The following is a 16,070-nucleotide window of genomic DNA, read 5'->3' as shown; positions in this document are numbered from 1 at the left end:
GTCAGCCGAGCCTGGCGCGGGCCAGCTGGCGGGACTGGGCCACCAGGCGGTCGGCGCTGTCCCAGACCTCCGCGTCCTCCTCCAGGAAGCCGCCCGCGAGGTTGCGGGTGGTGATGGAGACGCGCAGCGGGCCGGGGGCGGGGCGGCAGCGGACGTGGACGGTGAGTTCGACCGTGGGGACCCAGCCGCGCAGGCCGATCTCGAAGGCGGTCGGCGGGAGGGCGTCGACGGCGAGGAGGAGGGAGAGCGGGTCCGGGTCGCGGCCGTCCTTCAGGCCGAACCAGGCCCGCATCTCGCCCTTTCCGGAGGGCGCGCCCAGGGCCCAGCCCAGGGTGGAGGGGTCGAGCTTGAGCATCAGGCGGTCGGTGATCGCGGAGCTGCCGTCCACGGGGGCCGGTCCGTCCTCGGGGCCGAAGCACTGGTCGAGCGGTGGAAACGCGGGAGGCTTCGCCGTCGTACGGACGTCTTCCGGGAGGGAGTCCAGGTCGCCGTAGGAGGCGAGGACGCGGATCCGCTCGATCTCGTCGCCGTTCTCGTCGTACTGCAGGAGCGAGGCCTGGCCGGTCGACAGGGTGCGGCCGGTGCGGACCACGTCCGTGCGGACGACCGCCGGGCCCGGCTGGGAGGCGGTGAGGTAGTGGGCCGAGATGGTGAACGGGTCGCGGTGCGGGAGGGCGTCCGCGAGGGCGCGGCCGAGGACGGCGAGCAGATAGCCGCCGTTGACGGCGCTGATGATGGTCCAGCCGGCGGAGAGGTCGATGGCGTAGACGCCGGGGGCGCGCCGGGTGAGCGCGGTGTCGCGGTCGAACTCGCTGTCGCCGATGGTGGCCCGCTCGGCCGCCGCGGTAGCTGCTTCTGGCATGACCGAACCGTACAACAGGTAATTACTAAGCAGTAGCTTTTTACTCTTTCCCGGTCAGGTGAGGAGCGGGCAATTTCTCGGTAAGTGTCCGTACTCGCCCGTAAACCCGTCGCCCCCGGTTCCCCTCTATGGGGACATGAGCCTCACCGGGACCGCGTTCCTCTACACCCTGATCGTGCTGGCCGTCGTCGCCGTCGCGCTCCCCCTCGCGCTGTGGTCGCGGATCGGGGGACCGAGACTCCTGCGGGGCGCGGCCCGGGTGCTGATGCTGGTGTTCGCCCAGGGGACGGCCGTGGCACTGGTCTTCGTCCTGGTCAACAACGCCAACAACCTCTACGACAACTGGTCCGACCTGCTCGGCACGGGCAACCATGTGCAGCAGGCCGCCGACCTCGGCGCCGACGGCACGGGCGGGATCTCGCTCGAGCACCTGCCGAAGGTCAGACAGAGGTTCACCCAGGCCGAGGGGCCCGGTATGCACCAGGCCGGCGGGGTCCGGGTCACCCAGCTGCGGGGCCGGGTCTCCGGGGTCAACGCCGAGGTCTACGTCTGGCTGCCCCCGCAGTACCACGAGGCCGCCTACGCCCACCGCCGGTTCCCCGTGGTCGAGGTGCTGCCCGGCTACCCCGGCTCCCCGAAGTCGTGGTTCGGCTCGCTGCGGGCGAACGCGCAGCTGGAACCGCTGATGCGCCAGGGAAAGATCGCGCCGTTCATCCTGGTCGCGCCGCGCACCACCCTGCTGCCCGGGGTGGACACCGGGTGCGCCAACGTGCCCGGCACGGTGAACGCCGACACCTGGCTGAGCATCGACGTGCCCAAGATGGTCATGGACAACTTCCGGGCCCAGCCCGCCCCCAAGGGCTGGGCGGTCGCCGGGTACTCGGCCGGGGCGCACTGCGCGATCAAGCTGGCCGTCGCCCACCCCGACCGCTACCGGGCGGCGGTGAGCCTGTCCGGCTACAACGACCCGGTCGGCGAGCGGGACTCCCTGGCCGCCCAGGACCCGGCCCTGCGCCGGACCACCAACCCCTATCTGATGCTCGCCCGGGCGGCCGCTCCCCCGGCGGTGGCGCTCTATCTCTCCGGCCAGCCGGGCGACGGCTACGAGGCGGCGCTCGCGCTCCAGAAGGAGGCGAAGGCCCCGACGGCCGTGCATGTGGTGTACATCCCGAGGAACGCGGGCGGGCACACCATGGCGCTGTGGCGGCCGCAGGTGGTGCCGGCGTTCCGCTGGCTGAGCATGCAGCTCGACCAGCACCGCATCACCGGCGGGGTGAACCCCGGGAACCCTCGGCGCACTACTCCTCCCGCACCGTCGACCGCCGGTTCCACGCGCGAGGCGCTCGCCAGTGGAACCGCATCGCGAGCAGCCTCAGGACGAAAGCGGTAGCGGCCGCGAAACCGCTGGCCAGCGGGGTGAGCACGTCGTAGCGGATGCAGAGCACCACGAGGGTGGCGCCGACGATCGCCGGGACCGCGTACAGGTCGCGGTCCCAGCGCAGCAGCGACGGCACCTCGTTGGCCAGCACGTCCCGCAGCACACCGCCGCCGACGGCCGTGGTGAGGCCGAGGGCGGCGGACGCCGTCAGACCGAGGCCGTAGTCGTACGCCTTAGTCGTGCCGGTGACGCAGAACAGGCCGAGGCCCGCCGCGTCGAAGACGTTCACGGCCGACTGGATCCGCTCCACCTGCGGGTGGAGGAAGATCACCAGAAGGGCCGCGAACAGCGGGGTGAGGAAGTACCCCAGGTCGGTGAAGGCGGCCGGGGGCACCGCGCCGATGATCACGTCCCGGATCAGCCCTCCGCCCAGCGCGGTGGCCTCGGCGAGCACGGCGATGCCGAACACGTCGAAGTTCTTGCGCACGGCCAGCAGCGCGCCGGAGATGGCGAACACGAAGATGCCGACCAGATCGAGCGTGTGCTGGACGGAGGGACTGAAGATTTGCTGGAACACCCTTACATTGTCACCTGTAAGTCTGGGTGGACCTTACAAAGCCAGGCAGTACGGCGTCACAGGGTCGGTTTCCCTGTGGTGAACAGCCAGGTCCCGAAGAGGTCGTCCAGCTGCTGCCCGGAGATCTTCTCGGCGAGGCGGACGAAGTCGTCGGTGTCCGCGTTGCCGTAGCGGTGCAGTTTCGTCCAGGCCGGGAGCAGCTTGAAGAACGCGGTGTCGCCGATCCGCTCGCGCAGGACCTGGAGGGTCATCGCGCCACGTTGGTAGACGGCGGAGGCGAACATCGTGTCGCGCTGCGGGTCGCCGACGGTGATCTGCCAGAAGGAGGATTCGGCGGGGCGGGCGTTGTAGCCGGCCAGGAAGGAGTCGTGCGCCGAGCGGGTGCCCTGGTGCTCGGCCCACAGCCACTGGGCGTAGGTGGCGAAGCCCTCGTTCAGCCAGATGTCCTTCCAGTGCGCCACCGACACCGAGTCGCCGAACCACTGGTGGGCCAGCTCGTGCACGATCGTCGACTCGCTGCGCACCGCCGAGTACACCGGCTTGGACTGCACCTCCAGGGAGAACCCGGCCTGCGGCATGTCGTCGACGATCGCGCCGGTCTCCTCGAACGGGTACGGCCCGAAGACCTGCGACCAGTAGTCGGTGGCGGCGGCCGTCACGGCGTACACGTCGACGTTGTTGCTGTTCGCCAGCACCGGGTCGATGGCGACGTAGATCGGGGTGCCGCCGGGGGTCGTCCCGGTCTTCACGTCGAACTTCCCGATCGTGGCGGTCGCGAGATAGGTGGCCATCGGCCTGGTCTCGCGCCAGTGGGTGTACGTCGAGGCGCCCTTGTCGTACGTCGAGACCAGTCGGCCGTTGGAGACGGCCGTCAGGCCCTTGGGCGCCTTGATCCGGATGTCGTAGGCGGCCTTGTCGGAGGGGTGGTCGCTGGACGGGAACCAGGTGGAGGCGGCGTTGGGCTCGCAGGCGACGAACACGCCGTCGCCGGTCTTCATCCAGCCGTAGTCCGAGCCGAACACGATGGGGCCGCCGAGGGGTTCGGGGACGCCGCCGTAGGTGACGGTGACCTCGAAGGTGCTCCCCTTGCGGAGCGTTCCGCGCGGGGTGATCCGGATCTCGTCGCCCTCGCGGGTGAACTGGGCCCGTCTGCCGTTCACTTCGACCCGGGTGACCTCCAGTTTCTGCAGGTCCAGGTCGAAGGTCGAGAGGTTCTGGGTGGCGCGGGCGGTGATCGTCGTACGGCCGTCGAGGCGGTCGGTGTCGGGATCGTAGGCGAGGGAGAGGTCGTAGTGGCGGGCGTCGAAGCCGCCGTTGCCGAGCTGGGGGAAGTAGCTGTCGCCGATGCCGTCGGCACCCGGAGTGGGGGCGGAGGAGGCGGCGATGACGAGAAAAGAGGCCGCCGCGGTCGCGAGGGCCCCTAAACGTGCCGAACGGGAGAGTGCCATGAGTCGTCCCTTCGAGCGTGTGCCGATAAGTCGGACACGGCGACTCTGACCTCTCCCGTTCAGGCATGTGCATGACTTTGCCAACTCGTCATGCGCTACTTGCCGGTTGACTCCTGGCCGCCGCCCTTGGAGACCTCGGCGGACTCGGGAATCACAGGGATCTCGGGGGCCTTGGATGCCTCGGGGGCTTCCGGGGCTTCCGGAGCTTCCGGAGCCTCGGGGGCTTCCGGGGCCTCAGCCGCCTCCTGAGCCTCAGCGGCCTCCTGAGCCTGAGCCTCAGTGGCCTCCGGGGCTTCCGGGGCTTCCGGAGCCTCAGCGGCCTCGCGGGCCTCGGGGGCCTCGGGGGCTTCCGGGGCTTCCGGGGCTTCCGGAGCCTCAGCTGCCTCCGGAGTCTCCGGAGCCTCAGCGGCCTGCGGGGCTTCCGGGCCTTCGGGGGCTTCCGGAGCTTCCGGGGGCTCCTCGGACGTGGTTGTGTCTGCTGCCACCTCTGCCGCCACCGCCGCCGATGTCTCCGCCGACTCGGCGAGGATCTCGTCGGCCACCAGTTCCGCCGCCTCCTTCGCGACCGTCAGCAGGACGGTGTCCTGCGGGGCCTGATCCGCGAAGTTCTCCGGGTGGTGGCAGGCGACCTGCTGACCCGGGCGCAGCTCCAGCAGCGGCGGCTCGGTGGTCTTGCAGATCTCCGTCGCCTTCCAGCACCGGGTGTGGAACCGGCAGCCGCTGGGCGGGGAGATCGGCGAGGGCACGTCGCCCTTGAGCAGGATCCGCTCGCTCTTGGCGTTCTTGCGCCGGGGGTCCGGGATCGGCACCGCCGACATCAGCGCCTTGGTGTACGGGTGCATCGGCGACTTGTAGAGCAGGTCGCGGTCGGCCAGCTCCACGATCTTGCCGAGGTACATCACCGCGATCCGGTCCGAGACGTGCCGGACGACCGAGAGGTCGTGCGCGATGATCACGTACGTCAGGCCCAGCTCCTGCTGGAGGTCGTCCAGCAGGTTCACCACCTGCGCCTGGATCGACACGTCCAGCGCGGAGACCGGCTCGTCCGCCACGACCAGCTTCGGGTTCAGCGCGAGCGCCCGCGCGATGCCGATGCGCTGGCGCTGGCCGCCGGAGAACTCGTGCGGATAGCGGTTGTAGTGCTCGGGGTTGAGGCCCACGACCGACAGCAGCCGCTGCACTTCCTTCTTGATGCCGCCCTCGGGCGTCACGCCCTGGAGCTTGAAGGGAGCGCCGATGATCGTGCCGATGGTGTGGCGCGGGTTCAGCGAGGAGTACGGGTCCTGGAAGATCATCTGCACGTCGCGGCGCAGCGGACGCATCCCGCCCACACCGAGGTGCGTGATGTCCTTGCCCTCGAACTCGACCTTGCCGCCGGTCGGTTCGAGGAGCCGGGTGATCAGCCGGCCCATCGTCGACTTGCCGCAGCCGGACTCGCCGACCACGCCGAGGGTTTCACCGGAGCGGACCTCGAAGTCCAGGCCGTCGACCGCGTGCACCGCCCCGACCTGCCGCTGGAGCAGGCCCTTCCTGATCGGGAAGTGCTTCTGCAGCCCGGTGACCTTCAGCAGCACCTCGCCGTCGGTACGACGGCTCTCGCCGGCCTGCGCGGGAATCTTCACCGCTTTCTCGTCACTCACAGCTTCGGCGCAATCTCTTCGGTCCAGATCCGCTCCCGCTGCTCCTTGCCCAGGTGGCAGGCCGCCCAGTGCCGGCTGCCGACCTCGGCGAGCTCGGGCCGGACGGTGCGGGTGACGTTGTCCTTCGGGAGGTCCGCGTACGGGCAGCGCGGGTTGAAGGCGCAGCCGGACGGGACGTTGATCAGGGAGGGCGGGGAGCCCTTGACCGGGATCAGGCGTTCCTGCTGCTCGCGGTCGAGACGCGGCATCGAGCCGAGCAGACCCCAGGTGTAGGGGTGCCGGGGCTCGTAGAACACCTTCTCGGCCGGGCCCCGCTCGACGCAGCGACCGCCGTACATCACCAGGATGTCGTCGGCCAGTTCGGCGACGACGCCCAGGTCGTGGGTGATGACGATGACCGCAGAGCCGAACTCCTTCTGCAGGTCGCGGATGAGGTCGAGGATCTGCGCCTGGACGGTCACGTCCAGGGCGGTCGTCGGCTCGTCCGCGATGAGCAGCTCGGGGTTGTTGACCAGCGACATCGCGATCATCGCGCGCTGGCGCATACCGCCGGAGAACTCGTGCGGGTAGTTGTCGACGCGCTTGTCGGGCTGCGGGATGCCGACCCGGTCGAGCATCTCGACCGCGCGCCTCTTCGCGGTCTTCTTGTCGACGTCGTGGTGGATCCGGTACGCCTCCACGATCTGCTGGCCGATCGTGTAGTACGGGTGGAGCGCCGACAGCGGGTCCTGGAAGATCATCGCCATCTGACGGCCGCGCAGCTTGCGGACGTGGTCGGGGTCGGCGGACAGCAGCTCGGTGCCGTCCAGCCAGATCTCGCCGGAGATCTGCGCCTTGCGCTTGCCGTACTGGCCCGCGGTGTGCAGGCCCATGATGCCGAGCGAGGTCACCGACTTGCCCGAACCGGACTCGCCGACGATCCCGAGGGTCTTGCCCTTCTCCAGCTGGAAGCTGAGCCCGTCGACGGACTTCACCAGACCGTCGTCGGTCGGGAAGTGCACCTTCAGGTCGCGCACTTCGAGGAAGGCGGTCGGCGCGGGCGAGGCGGGGGTGGGCTCGCCCACGGCCGCTCCGGTCTTGCTGAGTTCGGTCATGCGAGCCTCACTCGGGGGTCGATCACGGCGTAAAGGATGTCCACCACGAGATTGGCGACGAGCACCGCGAGGGAGGTGATCAGGGTGACGCCCAGGATGATGGGCAGGTCCTGGTTCTTGATGGCGCCCAGGACGGCCTGGCCGAGGCCGGGCAGGGTGAACGCGGTCTCGGTCAGGATCGCGCCGCCGATGAGGGCGCCGAGGTCCATGCCGAGCATGGTCAGGATCGGGGTCATCGTGGAGCGCATGGCGTGCTTGCCGATGACGACCTGCTCCTTGAGTCCCTTGGCGCGGGCGGTGCGGATGTAGTCCTCGCCGAGGATCTCCAGCATGGTGGCGCGGGTGATCCGGGCGTACATCGCCGCGTAGAGGAACGCGAGGGTGATCCACGGCAGGATCATGCCGCCGAACCAGCCGGTGAAGCTGTCGCCCAGGGGCACGTACTGGCCGTCGAACAGGTCCAGTCCGTAGACGAAGATCGACAGGGCGAGCATGCCGGTGAAGTAGATCGGCAGGGAGACACCGGAGAGCGCGATGACCATCGCGCTGCGGTCCCACAGGCTGCCCCGCTTGAGCGCGGAGAGCACACCCGCCGCGACACCGAGGACCAGCCACAGCACGGCGGCACCGAGCGCGAGGCTCAGGGTGACCGGGAAGCGGTCGGTGAGCACCGGCCAGACGGCCTGCTCGGTGCGGAAGGAGTAGCCGAAGCACGGGGCGGCGCAGTGGATGCTGTCCCCGCCGCCCGTGTAGGTGCGGCCGGCGAAGATGCCCTTGAAGAACTCCCAGACCTGGACGTAGATCGGGTCGGCCAGACCCAGCTTCTCCCGCACGCCCTCGACGGAGGCAGGGTCGGCCTGCTTGCCCACGAAGCTCAGCGCGATGTCGACGCCCGCCCACTTGGGGATCAGGAAGAAGATGCCGAAGACCACCATGACGATGACCACAAGCATCACTGCGGCGGCGAACAACCGCCTGATGAGGTAAGCGAGCACAGCTCTCGGCCCGCCGCGGACCGCGAGCCACTGGAGATCGTCCAGTGGCCCGCGGTCACGCCGCGCCGGCCTTCACCTGCCTTTCGTGCCGTTCGGCGGGTGTGCCGGGTTTACTTCTTGGGGTTCTTCAGGCCGAGGTTCACGAAGTCGTACGTGCCGTTCGTGCCCGCGCTGGTGTAGACGTTCGCCAGGTTGTCCGACCGCCAGTTGATGACCTTCTCGAAGGTGAAGGGCAGGTAGTACGCGCCCTCCATCACCTTGTGGTTGATGTCCGTGGCGATCTTGGTCTTGCCGGCGTCGTCCAGGGTGGTGGTGTACGTGCCGAACAGACCGTCGATGGTCTTGTCGTTGATCAGCGCGTAGTTGTTGTTGGCGCTGTCCGCGATGTACTTGCTGTCCCACAGCGGCAGACCGAAGCCCTGGACCGAGGCGAAGTCGGCGCCCCAGCCCATGATGATGATGCCGTAGCCCTTCTTCTTCACGTTGGCGGGGCTACCGATGATGCCGGAGCTCTGCGAGCCGTCGTACTGGTCGATCTCGGCGGTGATGCCGATCTTCTTCAGCGACGCCTGCAGGGACTGGGCCGTGGCCACCTCGGCGGGCTTGTTGTTGCGGACCGCGATGGTGGTCTTGAAGCCGTTCGGCTGACCGCAGGCCTTCAGGGCCGCCTTGGCCTTGGCCACGTTGCCGTTCTTGTCCGCACCGGAGATCCCGTACGGGTCGTACTTCTGGCCCTCGCCACCCGGGAGGAACGGCGGCAGCATGTTGGTGCCGATGTCACCGCCGGCCACCGGGCCACCGCGCGCGGTCTGCAGCGACACGTGGTCGGCGCCGTAGATCACGGCCTTGCGGCACTCGATGTTGTCGAACGGCTTCACGCTCTGCGGGAAGGCCGCGTAGCGGATGTAACCCGTGGTCGGGTTGTCCAGGTTGGCCTTGTGCTCCTTCAGGGCGGTGGTGCGGCCCTGCGGCGACATGCCGGTCTGGTTGATGTCGACGTCGATGTCACCGTTGATCAGACGCTGGTCGAGCTGGTTGGCGTCCGAGAAGAACTTGATGGTGATCTTGTCCGGGTACGCCTTGCGGACCGGGTCCGAGGCCTGCTTCCACTCGGTGTTGCGGACCAGGGTGAGGTCCTTGCCCGGGGTGTAGGACTCGAACTTGTACGGGCCCGAGGAGAACGGGTGCAGGGTGTACTTGGCCTTGGTGTCCTTGTCCTGGCGGACCGGGGAGGCCGAGACCAGGGACAGGATGTCCTCGAAGTCCGAGTTGGCCTGCGGGAGGTGGAAGACGATGGTCTTGTCGTCGGGCGTGTCGATCGCCTTCAGACCGAGCTTGTCCTTCGAGGTGTCCTTGTAGGGCCCCTTGTACTCGCCCTTGGGGTCGAGGAAGTCCTTCAGGTACGTCGGACCGCCGGACAGCACGTCCTGCGCCCACACGCGCTCGATGCCGTACTTGACGTCCTTGGAGGTGATCGGCTTGCCGTCCTCCCAGGTGATGCCGTCACGCAGGGTGTACGTGTAGGTCTTGCCGTCGTCGGTGACCTTGGCCAGACCGGTGGCGAGGTCCGGGGTGAGCTCGGCGCCGGCCTCGCCGGCCTCGGCCTTGTTCGTCACGAGCTGACGGCTGTAGTAGCGCGCGAAGTTCCACATGAAGCCGTAGTAGCCGCGCGTGGTGTCCCAGAAGTCGGCGTCCTGGGCACCGCCGAACTTCAGCGTGCCGCCCTTCTTGACGAGCGAGGCCTGGGCGACCTTCTTGTTCGCGGCGTCGTAGCCGGCGGCGCCGGTGGCCGAACCCTTGCCGCTGTCGTTGTCACCGCCGCCGCACGCCGCCGTGGTCAGCAGCGCGGCGACCGCGGCGGCAGCGGCAAACGCCTGCTTCCGCCGCCCTGAGGTGCGTTGGGTAGTCACGATCTCGGATCCTCCGGATTGATGAGAGACCCCGTGTGAGTGCCACGGGACATTTGGGGTGCGGGCTGTGGTGCCGTTGGTGGTGCGGCGGTTCAGCGGGATGCCTTCGGGTCGAGCGCGTCCCGGACGCCGTCGCCGAAGAGGTTGAAGGCCAGCACGGTGATGAAGATCGCCACGCCCGGGACCACCATGTACATGGGGTCGGACTCGTAGTAGTCGATCGCGCTCGACAACATCTGCCCCCAGGAGGCGGTGGGGGGCTTGACGCCCACGCCCAGGAAGCTCAGGGCCGCCTCGGTGAGGATGTTGGTGGGGATCATCATCGTCGTGTAGACGACGATGGGGGCGACGAGGTTGGGCAGCAATTCCTTGAAGAGGATGTACATCTGACCGGCGCCCAGGGACCGGGCCGCCTCGACGTACTCGCGCTCGCGCAGGGAGAGCGTCTGACCGCGGACCACCCGTCCGATGTACGGCCAGCCGAAGAATCCGATGACGAGGATCATCACGAACACACGCACGCTGGAACCGGTCAGGCCCAGCAGGTCGTTCGGCATGACGGAGACCAGCGCGATGATGAACAGCAGCTGGGGGAAGGCGAGCAGACCGTCCATGACCCGGCTGATCAGGGAGTCGATCCAGCCGCCGAAGAAGCCGGCGAGGATGCCGAGGACCGTGCCGAGGATGACGGCGACGACCGCGGACAGGAAGCCGACCAGGAGCGAGATCCGGGCGCCGTAGAGGATGCGGGCGAAGATGTCACGGCCGTTCACCGGCTCGACGCCCAGCAGGTGTTCGCCGCTGATGCCGCCGAGGGATCCGGTCGGGGTGCCGAACAGCGGGTCGATGAGGTTCTCGTGATACTCGTTCGGGTCCTGGTCGAGCAGGCCGGTGATGACCGGGGCGAGCAGGGCGACCACGACGAGCAGAAGCACCACGATGCCACCGGTCAGGGCGAGTTTGTCCCGCTTCAGGCGCTCCCAGGCGATCCGTCCCAGGGAACGGCCCTGTACGGCCTCGGCGCCGGCGGTGGCGACCGCCGCTTCTTCAGCCGCGCTCGGGGCCGCTTCCGCGGTCGGCTCGTGCAATGGTGCCGTCATCTGGCAGGGACCCCTCTCAACCGGCGGTGACCGGCGCGCACTTGCCGCTTGTAGCGGCACATTCAGTCCGTCGTACACAGGGACGAAGTCCCCTGGACCGGGAGTCTTCAACGCTTTGGCGATCTGTAGCCAGAGTTGGCGACGAAAGGATGCGCAAACGTGATGCGGCCATGGAGGTTCCGTTATCCGGACGCTGGGTAACGGGGGGCGGACGCCGACTTATCTGGACACAAGCGCCAGAAGGAGGGTGAATCGCCGTCATCTACGCGCGAAGATCAACGGCCGTCAACCGTCAGGAGCACACAGGCGTTTCCAAGGTTCAGTACCGGCCGGCGGGCGGGTAGCCGTAGCCGCCCGCGGGAGCCTGGGCCGGGGCGGCCGGAACGTGGGCCTCACGGTCGTAGAACGGGCGCGCGCCGGCCCGCATCCACATCACGACCGGGTCGTGCTCGTCGGTCATGGCGACCGTCGACACCGGCAGCCCGTCCGGTACGGCCCCGATCGACTGCTGCATCATCGCCCGTACGGCGTCCACGGCCGGCGGGGAGGTGTCGTACACGTCGAGCCCGATGGCCAGGTAGGGGGCGCCCAGGGCCGGCTGCACCCAGGCGCGGCGCAGCGCGCGGACCGCCGGGGTGCGGTGGGCGTTCTGCGCGAGCAGGGCGTAGAACTGGGGGATCTCGATGCCGGGTTCGGACAGCCGCAGGGGGCCGGCGGGCTGGCGGTCCAGGCCGGTGGCGATCCGGCGCAGGTCCAGCCAGGGGATGCCGACGCCGCCGCCCGGCGCGTGCGGGTTCAGCCAGAGGCCGTAGTGGTCGGGGTAGAGGGTGCGGGCCACGTCGACTCCGTCGACCACCTCGTAGCCGCGGTTCCAGCCGCTGGCGCTCAGTTCCTGGGCGGAGGTGACGCAGGGGGCATAACCGTGGCCGTCGACCTCCATGTTTCCGTACTGGGCGTCCGGGGAGCCGGCCTGGCCGTGCCACAGGAGCATCCAGACCTGGCCGGAGGCGGGGGTCGTGAGCGCGCGCAGGAGGGCCTCGTAGGCGTCGTAGCGCCCGGGCGTGACCTGGCGCAGCATGTGCTCGACCTGTCCGGCCGCGATGCCGCTGGCGCTCACCTGAACCGCCCCTTCTTCATGACTTGCCCCGCGTATGTGAACAGCTTAAGCGCCTGCCGCCCCCGGGCTGGTGGTGCGTTGGCGAGTGCGGGTGTGTGGTCGCTCTTCGCGCCCCGCGGCGGAGCCGCATATCGATACAGCCCCGCGCCCCTTCAGGTTGGCTCAGTGGCCCCTCGTATAGAACGGCCGTATACGGTCGCGCATCCACTCGGCCACCGGGTCCTGGGCCACGTCCAGGAGAATCAGGTTGACCTGCCAGGTCACCGGGATCGCGCCCATCGCGCGGCCCAGGGCGTCCAGGGGGAGTTCGCGGACCTCGGGGTCCAGGTGGGAGAGCTCGACGCCGACGAACATGACCGGGTCGGCCGTCTCCACCGCGGCGAGGCAGCGGCGGGCCGTGAGGACCACGCCGGTCGCCTCGAACTCGGCGCCGGCCGCGGCGAGGAACTCCATCGGGTCGTCCTGCCAGTCGGGCTCGAAGAGACGGACCCGGCCGCCGCTCGCGGGGCCGTCCAGCACGGTGCGGCCGGTGCGGCACAGCTCGGCCACGGCCGGCGGGGGCAGCGGGGCGCCGACCGTGCCGTCCGGGTTGATGAGCAGGCCGACCTGCGGCGGCAGCCCGCGGGCGAACTCGACCGCCGGGGCGATCGTGTACGACATGTGGGAGCCGACGGCCTGGTGGAGCTGCTCCTCGGAGCTGAACACCGGCACATAGACCTGGCCCTCCAGCTCCAGCGTGGGCAGGTCGAGGGGGCCGCTGTGCGGACCGCCGCCGTTGGGCAGGGGCACCCAGACGAAGCTGCGCCCGAGCACCTCCACGATCCGCGCGCCGGCGCTGGGCATGCCGAGGGAGGCGGAGAGCACCTCCTCCAGTTCGTTGCCGGGCCATCCGCCGTGGGGATGGGGGTGTGCCTGCGCCGGGAAGTCCGGGGAGACCGGGAAGTCCGCCGGGGGGAAGTCCATCTGCCTACCGCCTGCTGGGAACCGCTGTGGTGGCTGAAAGGCTAGCGGGTACGAGGGGGCTTTCCTCAGTCCCCGGACAGTCCGGGGAGCTCATCCGGTGAACCCGATCCGGTTCAGGGCGTCCGCCGAGTCCCGGTCGAGCAGCACCGCCGAGCCCACACCGGCGGGCAGCCGACCCCGCTCCACGGCGCGGACCAGGCGGGCGGCGGCCCTGCGGTGCCTCAGGAACGCGTACCGCGAGACGCCCCGGCCGCGCTCGCGCTGGCCCTCGATCGCGGTGTCCGGGGTGACGTCGAGGAGGAGCAGGTGCAGGGTGCCGCCCCGGCGGCGGGCCTCGCGGGCCAGCCAGTCGCGCACCCAGGTCTGCGTACCGCAGTCGTGCACGACGACGCCCTCGCCGGAGCGCAGGGCGCGGCGCAGTCCGGCGTAGTGGGCGAGGCGGACGAGGGGGCGGTACAGGGCGTAGGGGAGGAAGCGGGGGGTGCGGGCGTCCCAGCGGTCGCGGGTGTCCTGGGAGTCGATCGCCGCGCCTGGCACCGCGCGCCGCATCAGCGTGGACTTTCCGCTGCCGGGCAGTCCGGTGACGACGACCAGGTCGCGGGGGCCGAAGAGCAGTCCGTGCGGGCTGCGGCCGTCGCGCTCGCGCAGATCGCGGACGACGGGGACGGTCCGCGGGCCGCAGGCCTCCCGGGCCCGGCCCGTGGGCTGTGCGGGCAGTGCGGGCAGCGTGAGCGCCGAGGTGGTCGCGAATGCCGTGGTCCTCGCCGTGGTCCTGTCCACCGTGATCGTCCTCCCCTGGGGTTCGGGTAAGTCCCTCCTCCCCATCGAGCGTAAAGAGAAGGTAATGCGCGGTGTCTCGTCATTTCATGCGCGTACAGACACAAGCCGGTTACAGATGCGGCCTGCCGCGATCGGGTGCGGGCGTGCAATGATGTCCGCGCCAACTGCATATCGGCCGTTTGAATCCGCGCGGGAGAGTCCCCAGCAGCAGTTTTCGCCGGGGCGCCGAAGGAGCAAGTCCCTCCCAAGAATCTCTCAGGCCCCGTTACCGCGCGGGCGAGGCACATCTGAAAAGCGGGCCGCCGTCACCGGTGGTCCCACCCAAGGTGCAAGCCATGCCCTGCTTCGAGGAGCAGACCGTCATGGCGAACCTCTCAGGTTCCGATGACAGATGGGGAGGAACGGGGAGGAACGACCTCGCCCGTCATGCCTTGGGAGACGACCGACCGATGAGCAGTACCGAACTCCGCCACACCGCGCTCGATGCCCTGCATCGCTCGCTCGGTGCGACGATGACCGACTTCGCCGGCTGGGACATGCCGCTGCGCTACGGCTCCGAGCGCGACGAGCACACCGCCGTGCGCACAAGGGCCGGGCTCTTCGACCTCTCGCACATGGGCGAGATCACCGTCACCGGTCCGCAGGCGGCCGACCTGCTGAACCACGCCCTGGTCGGCGACCTCGCGGGGGTCGGCGTGGGCCGCGCCCGCTACACCATGATCTGCCGGGCCGACGGCGGCATTCTGGACGACCTGATCGTCTACCGGCTCGCCGCGACCGAGTTCATGGTCGTCGCGAACGCCTCCAACGCCCAGGTGGTGCTGGACGCCCTCGTCGAGCGCGCGTCCGGGTTCGACGCCGAGGTCCGCGACGACCGTGACGCGTACGCGCTGATCGCCGTCCAGGGGCCCGAGGCGCCGGGCATCCTGAAGTCGCTGACCGACGCCGATCTCGACGGGCTGAAGTACTACGCGGGCCTGCCGGGCACGGTCGCCGGGGTGCCCGCGCTGATCGCGCGCACCGGCTACACGGGCGAGGACGGCTTCGAGCTGTTCGTGCGGCCCGAGCACGCCGTCGCGCTGTGGCAGGCGCTGACCGAGGCGGGCGAGGGCGCCGGGCTGGTCCCCTGCGGTCTGTCCTGCCGGGACACCCTGCGCCTGGAGGCGGGCATGCCGCTGTACGGGCATGAGCTGTCGACGTCGCTGACGCCCTTCGACGCGGGCCTCGGCCGCGTGGTGAAGTTCCAGAAGGAGGGCGACTTCGTGGGCCGCGAGGCCCTGCTGGCGGCCGCCGAGCGGGCCGCGTCCGAGCCGCCGCGCGTCCTGGTCGGCCTGGTCGCCGAGGGCCGGCGGATCCCGCGCGCCGGGTTCTCCGTCGTCGCCGGCGACCAGGTGATCGGCGAGGTCACCTCCGGCGCCCCCTCCCCCACCCTGGGCAAGCCGATCGCGATGGCCTACGTCGACGCCGCGCACGCCGCGCCGGGGACTCCGGGCGTCGCCGTGGACATCCGGGGCAGCCACGAGCCGTACGAGATCGTGGCTCTGCCGTTCTACAAGCGCCAGAAGTAAGCCCAGAAGTAAGCCCAAAAGTAGCGACCGACGCCGTCGGGCACGTGACACTGGGCACATATGTGCTGCTCACGCACGTCCTGAGCGGTCCCCATTCATCAGCACTCCCCCGCGTACAGGAGAATTCAGGCCATGAACAACCCCCAGCAGCTGCGCTACAGCAAGGAGCACGAGTGGCTGTCGGCCGCCGAGGACGGCGTCGCGACGGTCGGCATCACGGAGCACGCGGCCAACGCGCTCGGCGATGTCGTCTTCGTGCAGCTCCCGGAGGTCGGCGCGACGGTGACCGCGGGCGAGTCCTGCGGTGAGCTGGAGTCGACCAAGTCGGTCAGCGAGCTGTACTCGCCGGTCGACGGCGAGATCGTCGAGGTCAACCAGGACGTCGTCGACGACCCGTCGCTGGTGAACTCCGCCCCCTTCGAGGGCGGGTGGCTGTTCAAGGTACGCGTCACGGGCGAGCAGGAGGAGCTGCTGTCCGCCGACGAGTACACCGCCTACACCGCCGGCTGAGGATGACTGTCCAGATGACTGTTCTGAACACCCCCCTGCACGAGCTCGACCCGGAGATCGCGGCCGCGGTCGACGCCGAGCTGAACCGCCAGCAGTCCACGCTCGAGATGATCGCCTCGGAGAACTTC

At 69.5% G+C, this 16,070-nt stretch carries 14 protein-coding genes and 1 riboswitch; of the genes, 3 read left to right on the top strand and 11 right to left on the bottom strand.

Features of this window, described 5'->3' with window-relative positions:
* Position 1: 1 nt before the first annotated feature.
* The gene (locus tag ABZ464_RS48170; RefSeq protein ID WP_359288584.1) at positions 2 to 862 is read right to left on the bottom strand and encodes a thioesterase family protein; all 861 of its coding nucleotides are present in this window, start codon (positions 860 to 862) and stop codon (positions 2 to 4) included.
* A gap of 136 nt (positions 863 to 998) precedes the next feature.
* On the opposite strand from ABZ464_RS48170, the gene ABZ464_RS48165 reads away from it, so the two are divergent.
* A complete protein-coding gene (locus ABZ464_RS48165; RefSeq protein ID WP_359288582.1) occupies positions 999 to 2,252 on the top strand; it encodes an alpha/beta hydrolase-fold protein in 1,254 nt (417 codons plus the stop codon).
* Here ABZ464_RS48165 and ABZ464_RS48160 read toward each other — a convergent pair.
* The 10 genes from ABZ464_RS48160 to ABZ464_RS48115 all read right to left on the bottom strand — a co-directional run bounded on the left by ABZ464_RS48160 (position 2,161) and on the right by ABZ464_RS48115 (position 13,864).
* Positions 2,161 to 2,817: a trimeric intracellular cation channel family protein gene (locus ABZ464_RS48160; RefSeq protein WP_359288580.1), complete on the bottom strand. Its 657-nt coding sequence runs from the start codon at positions 2,815 to 2,817 to the stop codon at positions 2,161 to 2,163. The genes ABZ464_RS48165 and ABZ464_RS48160 overlap by 92 nt on opposite strands.
* Positions 2,818 to 2,873: 56 nt before the next feature.
* Positions 2,874 to 4,265, bottom strand: a complete 1,392-nt coding sequence (locus tag ABZ464_RS48155) for a M1 family metallopeptidase (RefSeq protein WP_359288578.1) — start codon at positions 4,263 to 4,265, stop codon at positions 2,874 to 2,876.
* Between the two features lie 95 nt (positions 4,266 to 4,360).
* Positions 4,361 to 5,905, bottom strand: a complete 1,545-nt coding sequence (locus ABZ464_RS48150; protein ID WP_359288576.1) for a dipeptide ABC transporter ATP-binding protein — start codon at positions 5,903 to 5,905, stop codon at positions 4,361 to 4,363.
* On the bottom strand, positions 5,902 to 6,999 hold the full coding sequence (locus tag ABZ464_RS48145; RefSeq protein WP_359288574.1) for an ABC transporter ATP-binding protein: 1,098 nt from the start codon (positions 6,997 to 6,999) through the stop codon (positions 5,902 to 5,904). The genes ABZ464_RS48150 and ABZ464_RS48145 overlap by 4 nt, the downstream gene beginning before the upstream one ends.
* A complete protein-coding gene (locus ABZ464_RS48140) occupies positions 6,996 to 7,994 on the bottom strand; it encodes an ABC transporter permease (RefSeq protein ID WP_359288572.1) in 999 nt (332 codons plus the stop codon). Before ABZ464_RS48140 ends, ABZ464_RS48145 begins: the two co-directional genes overlap by 4 nt.
* A 110-nt stretch (positions 7,995 to 8,104) precedes the next feature.
* Positions 8,105 to 9,904: an ABC transporter substrate-binding protein gene (locus tag ABZ464_RS48135; protein WP_359288570.1), complete on the bottom strand. Its 1,800-nt coding sequence runs from the start codon at positions 9,902 to 9,904 to the stop codon at positions 8,105 to 8,107.
* A gap of 92 nt (positions 9,905 to 9,996) precedes the next feature.
* Positions 9,997 to 11,004, bottom strand: a complete 1,008-nt coding sequence (locus ABZ464_RS48130) for an ABC transporter permease (RefSeq protein WP_359288568.1) — start codon at positions 11,002 to 11,004, stop codon at positions 9,997 to 9,999.
* Between the two features lie 319 nt (positions 11,005 to 11,323).
* The gene (locus ABZ464_RS48125; protein WP_359288566.1) at positions 11,324 to 12,121 is read right to left on the bottom strand and encodes an enhanced serine sensitivity protein SseB C-terminal domain-containing protein; all 798 of its coding nucleotides are present in this window, start codon (positions 12,119 to 12,121) and stop codon (positions 11,324 to 11,326) included.
* 162 nt (positions 12,122 to 12,283) lie between these two features.
* Positions 12,284 to 13,084, bottom strand: a complete 801-nt coding sequence (locus ABZ464_RS48120; protein WP_359288564.1) for an enhanced serine sensitivity protein SseB — start codon at positions 13,082 to 13,084, stop codon at positions 12,284 to 12,286.
* A gap of 90 nt (positions 13,085 to 13,174) precedes the next feature.
* Positions 13,175 to 13,864: an AAA family ATPase gene (locus ABZ464_RS48115; protein ID WP_359288562.1), complete on the bottom strand. Its 690-nt coding sequence runs from the start codon at positions 13,862 to 13,864 to the stop codon at positions 13,175 to 13,177.
* A gap of 180 nt (positions 13,865 to 14,044) precedes the next feature.
* Positions 14,045 to 14,145: riboswitch (glycine riboswitch) on the top strand.
* Between the two features lie 168 nt (positions 14,146 to 14,313).
* On the opposite strand from ABZ464_RS48115, the gene gcvT reads away from it, so the two are divergent.
* Together gcvT and gcvH are read left to right on the top strand one after the other, a co-directional pair.
* Positions 14,314 to 15,432 carry a glycine cleavage system aminomethyltransferase GcvT gene (gcvT, locus tag ABZ464_RS48110; RefSeq protein WP_359288560.1) on the top strand — a complete coding sequence of 373 codons (1,119 nt, stop codon included), beginning with the start codon at positions 14,314 to 14,316 and terminating at the stop codon, positions 15,430 to 15,432.
* 132 nt (positions 15,433 to 15,564) lie between these two features.
* Entirely contained in the window at positions 15,565 to 15,942 is a 378-nt protein-coding gene (gcvH, locus tag ABZ464_RS48105; protein WP_359288558.1) for a glycine cleavage system protein GcvH, read from the top strand.
* The last annotated feature ends 128 nt before the right edge of the window (positions 15,943 to 16,070 follow it).

The sequence above is a fragment of the Streptomyces sp. NPDC005820 genome (genome assembly GCF_040630255.1).
GTDB lineage: Bacteria > Actinomycetota > Actinomycetes > Streptomycetales > Streptomycetaceae > Streptomyces.
Note: the sequence above shows the minus strand (reverse complement) of the source record. Positions and strands in the feature narration are given on the sequence as shown.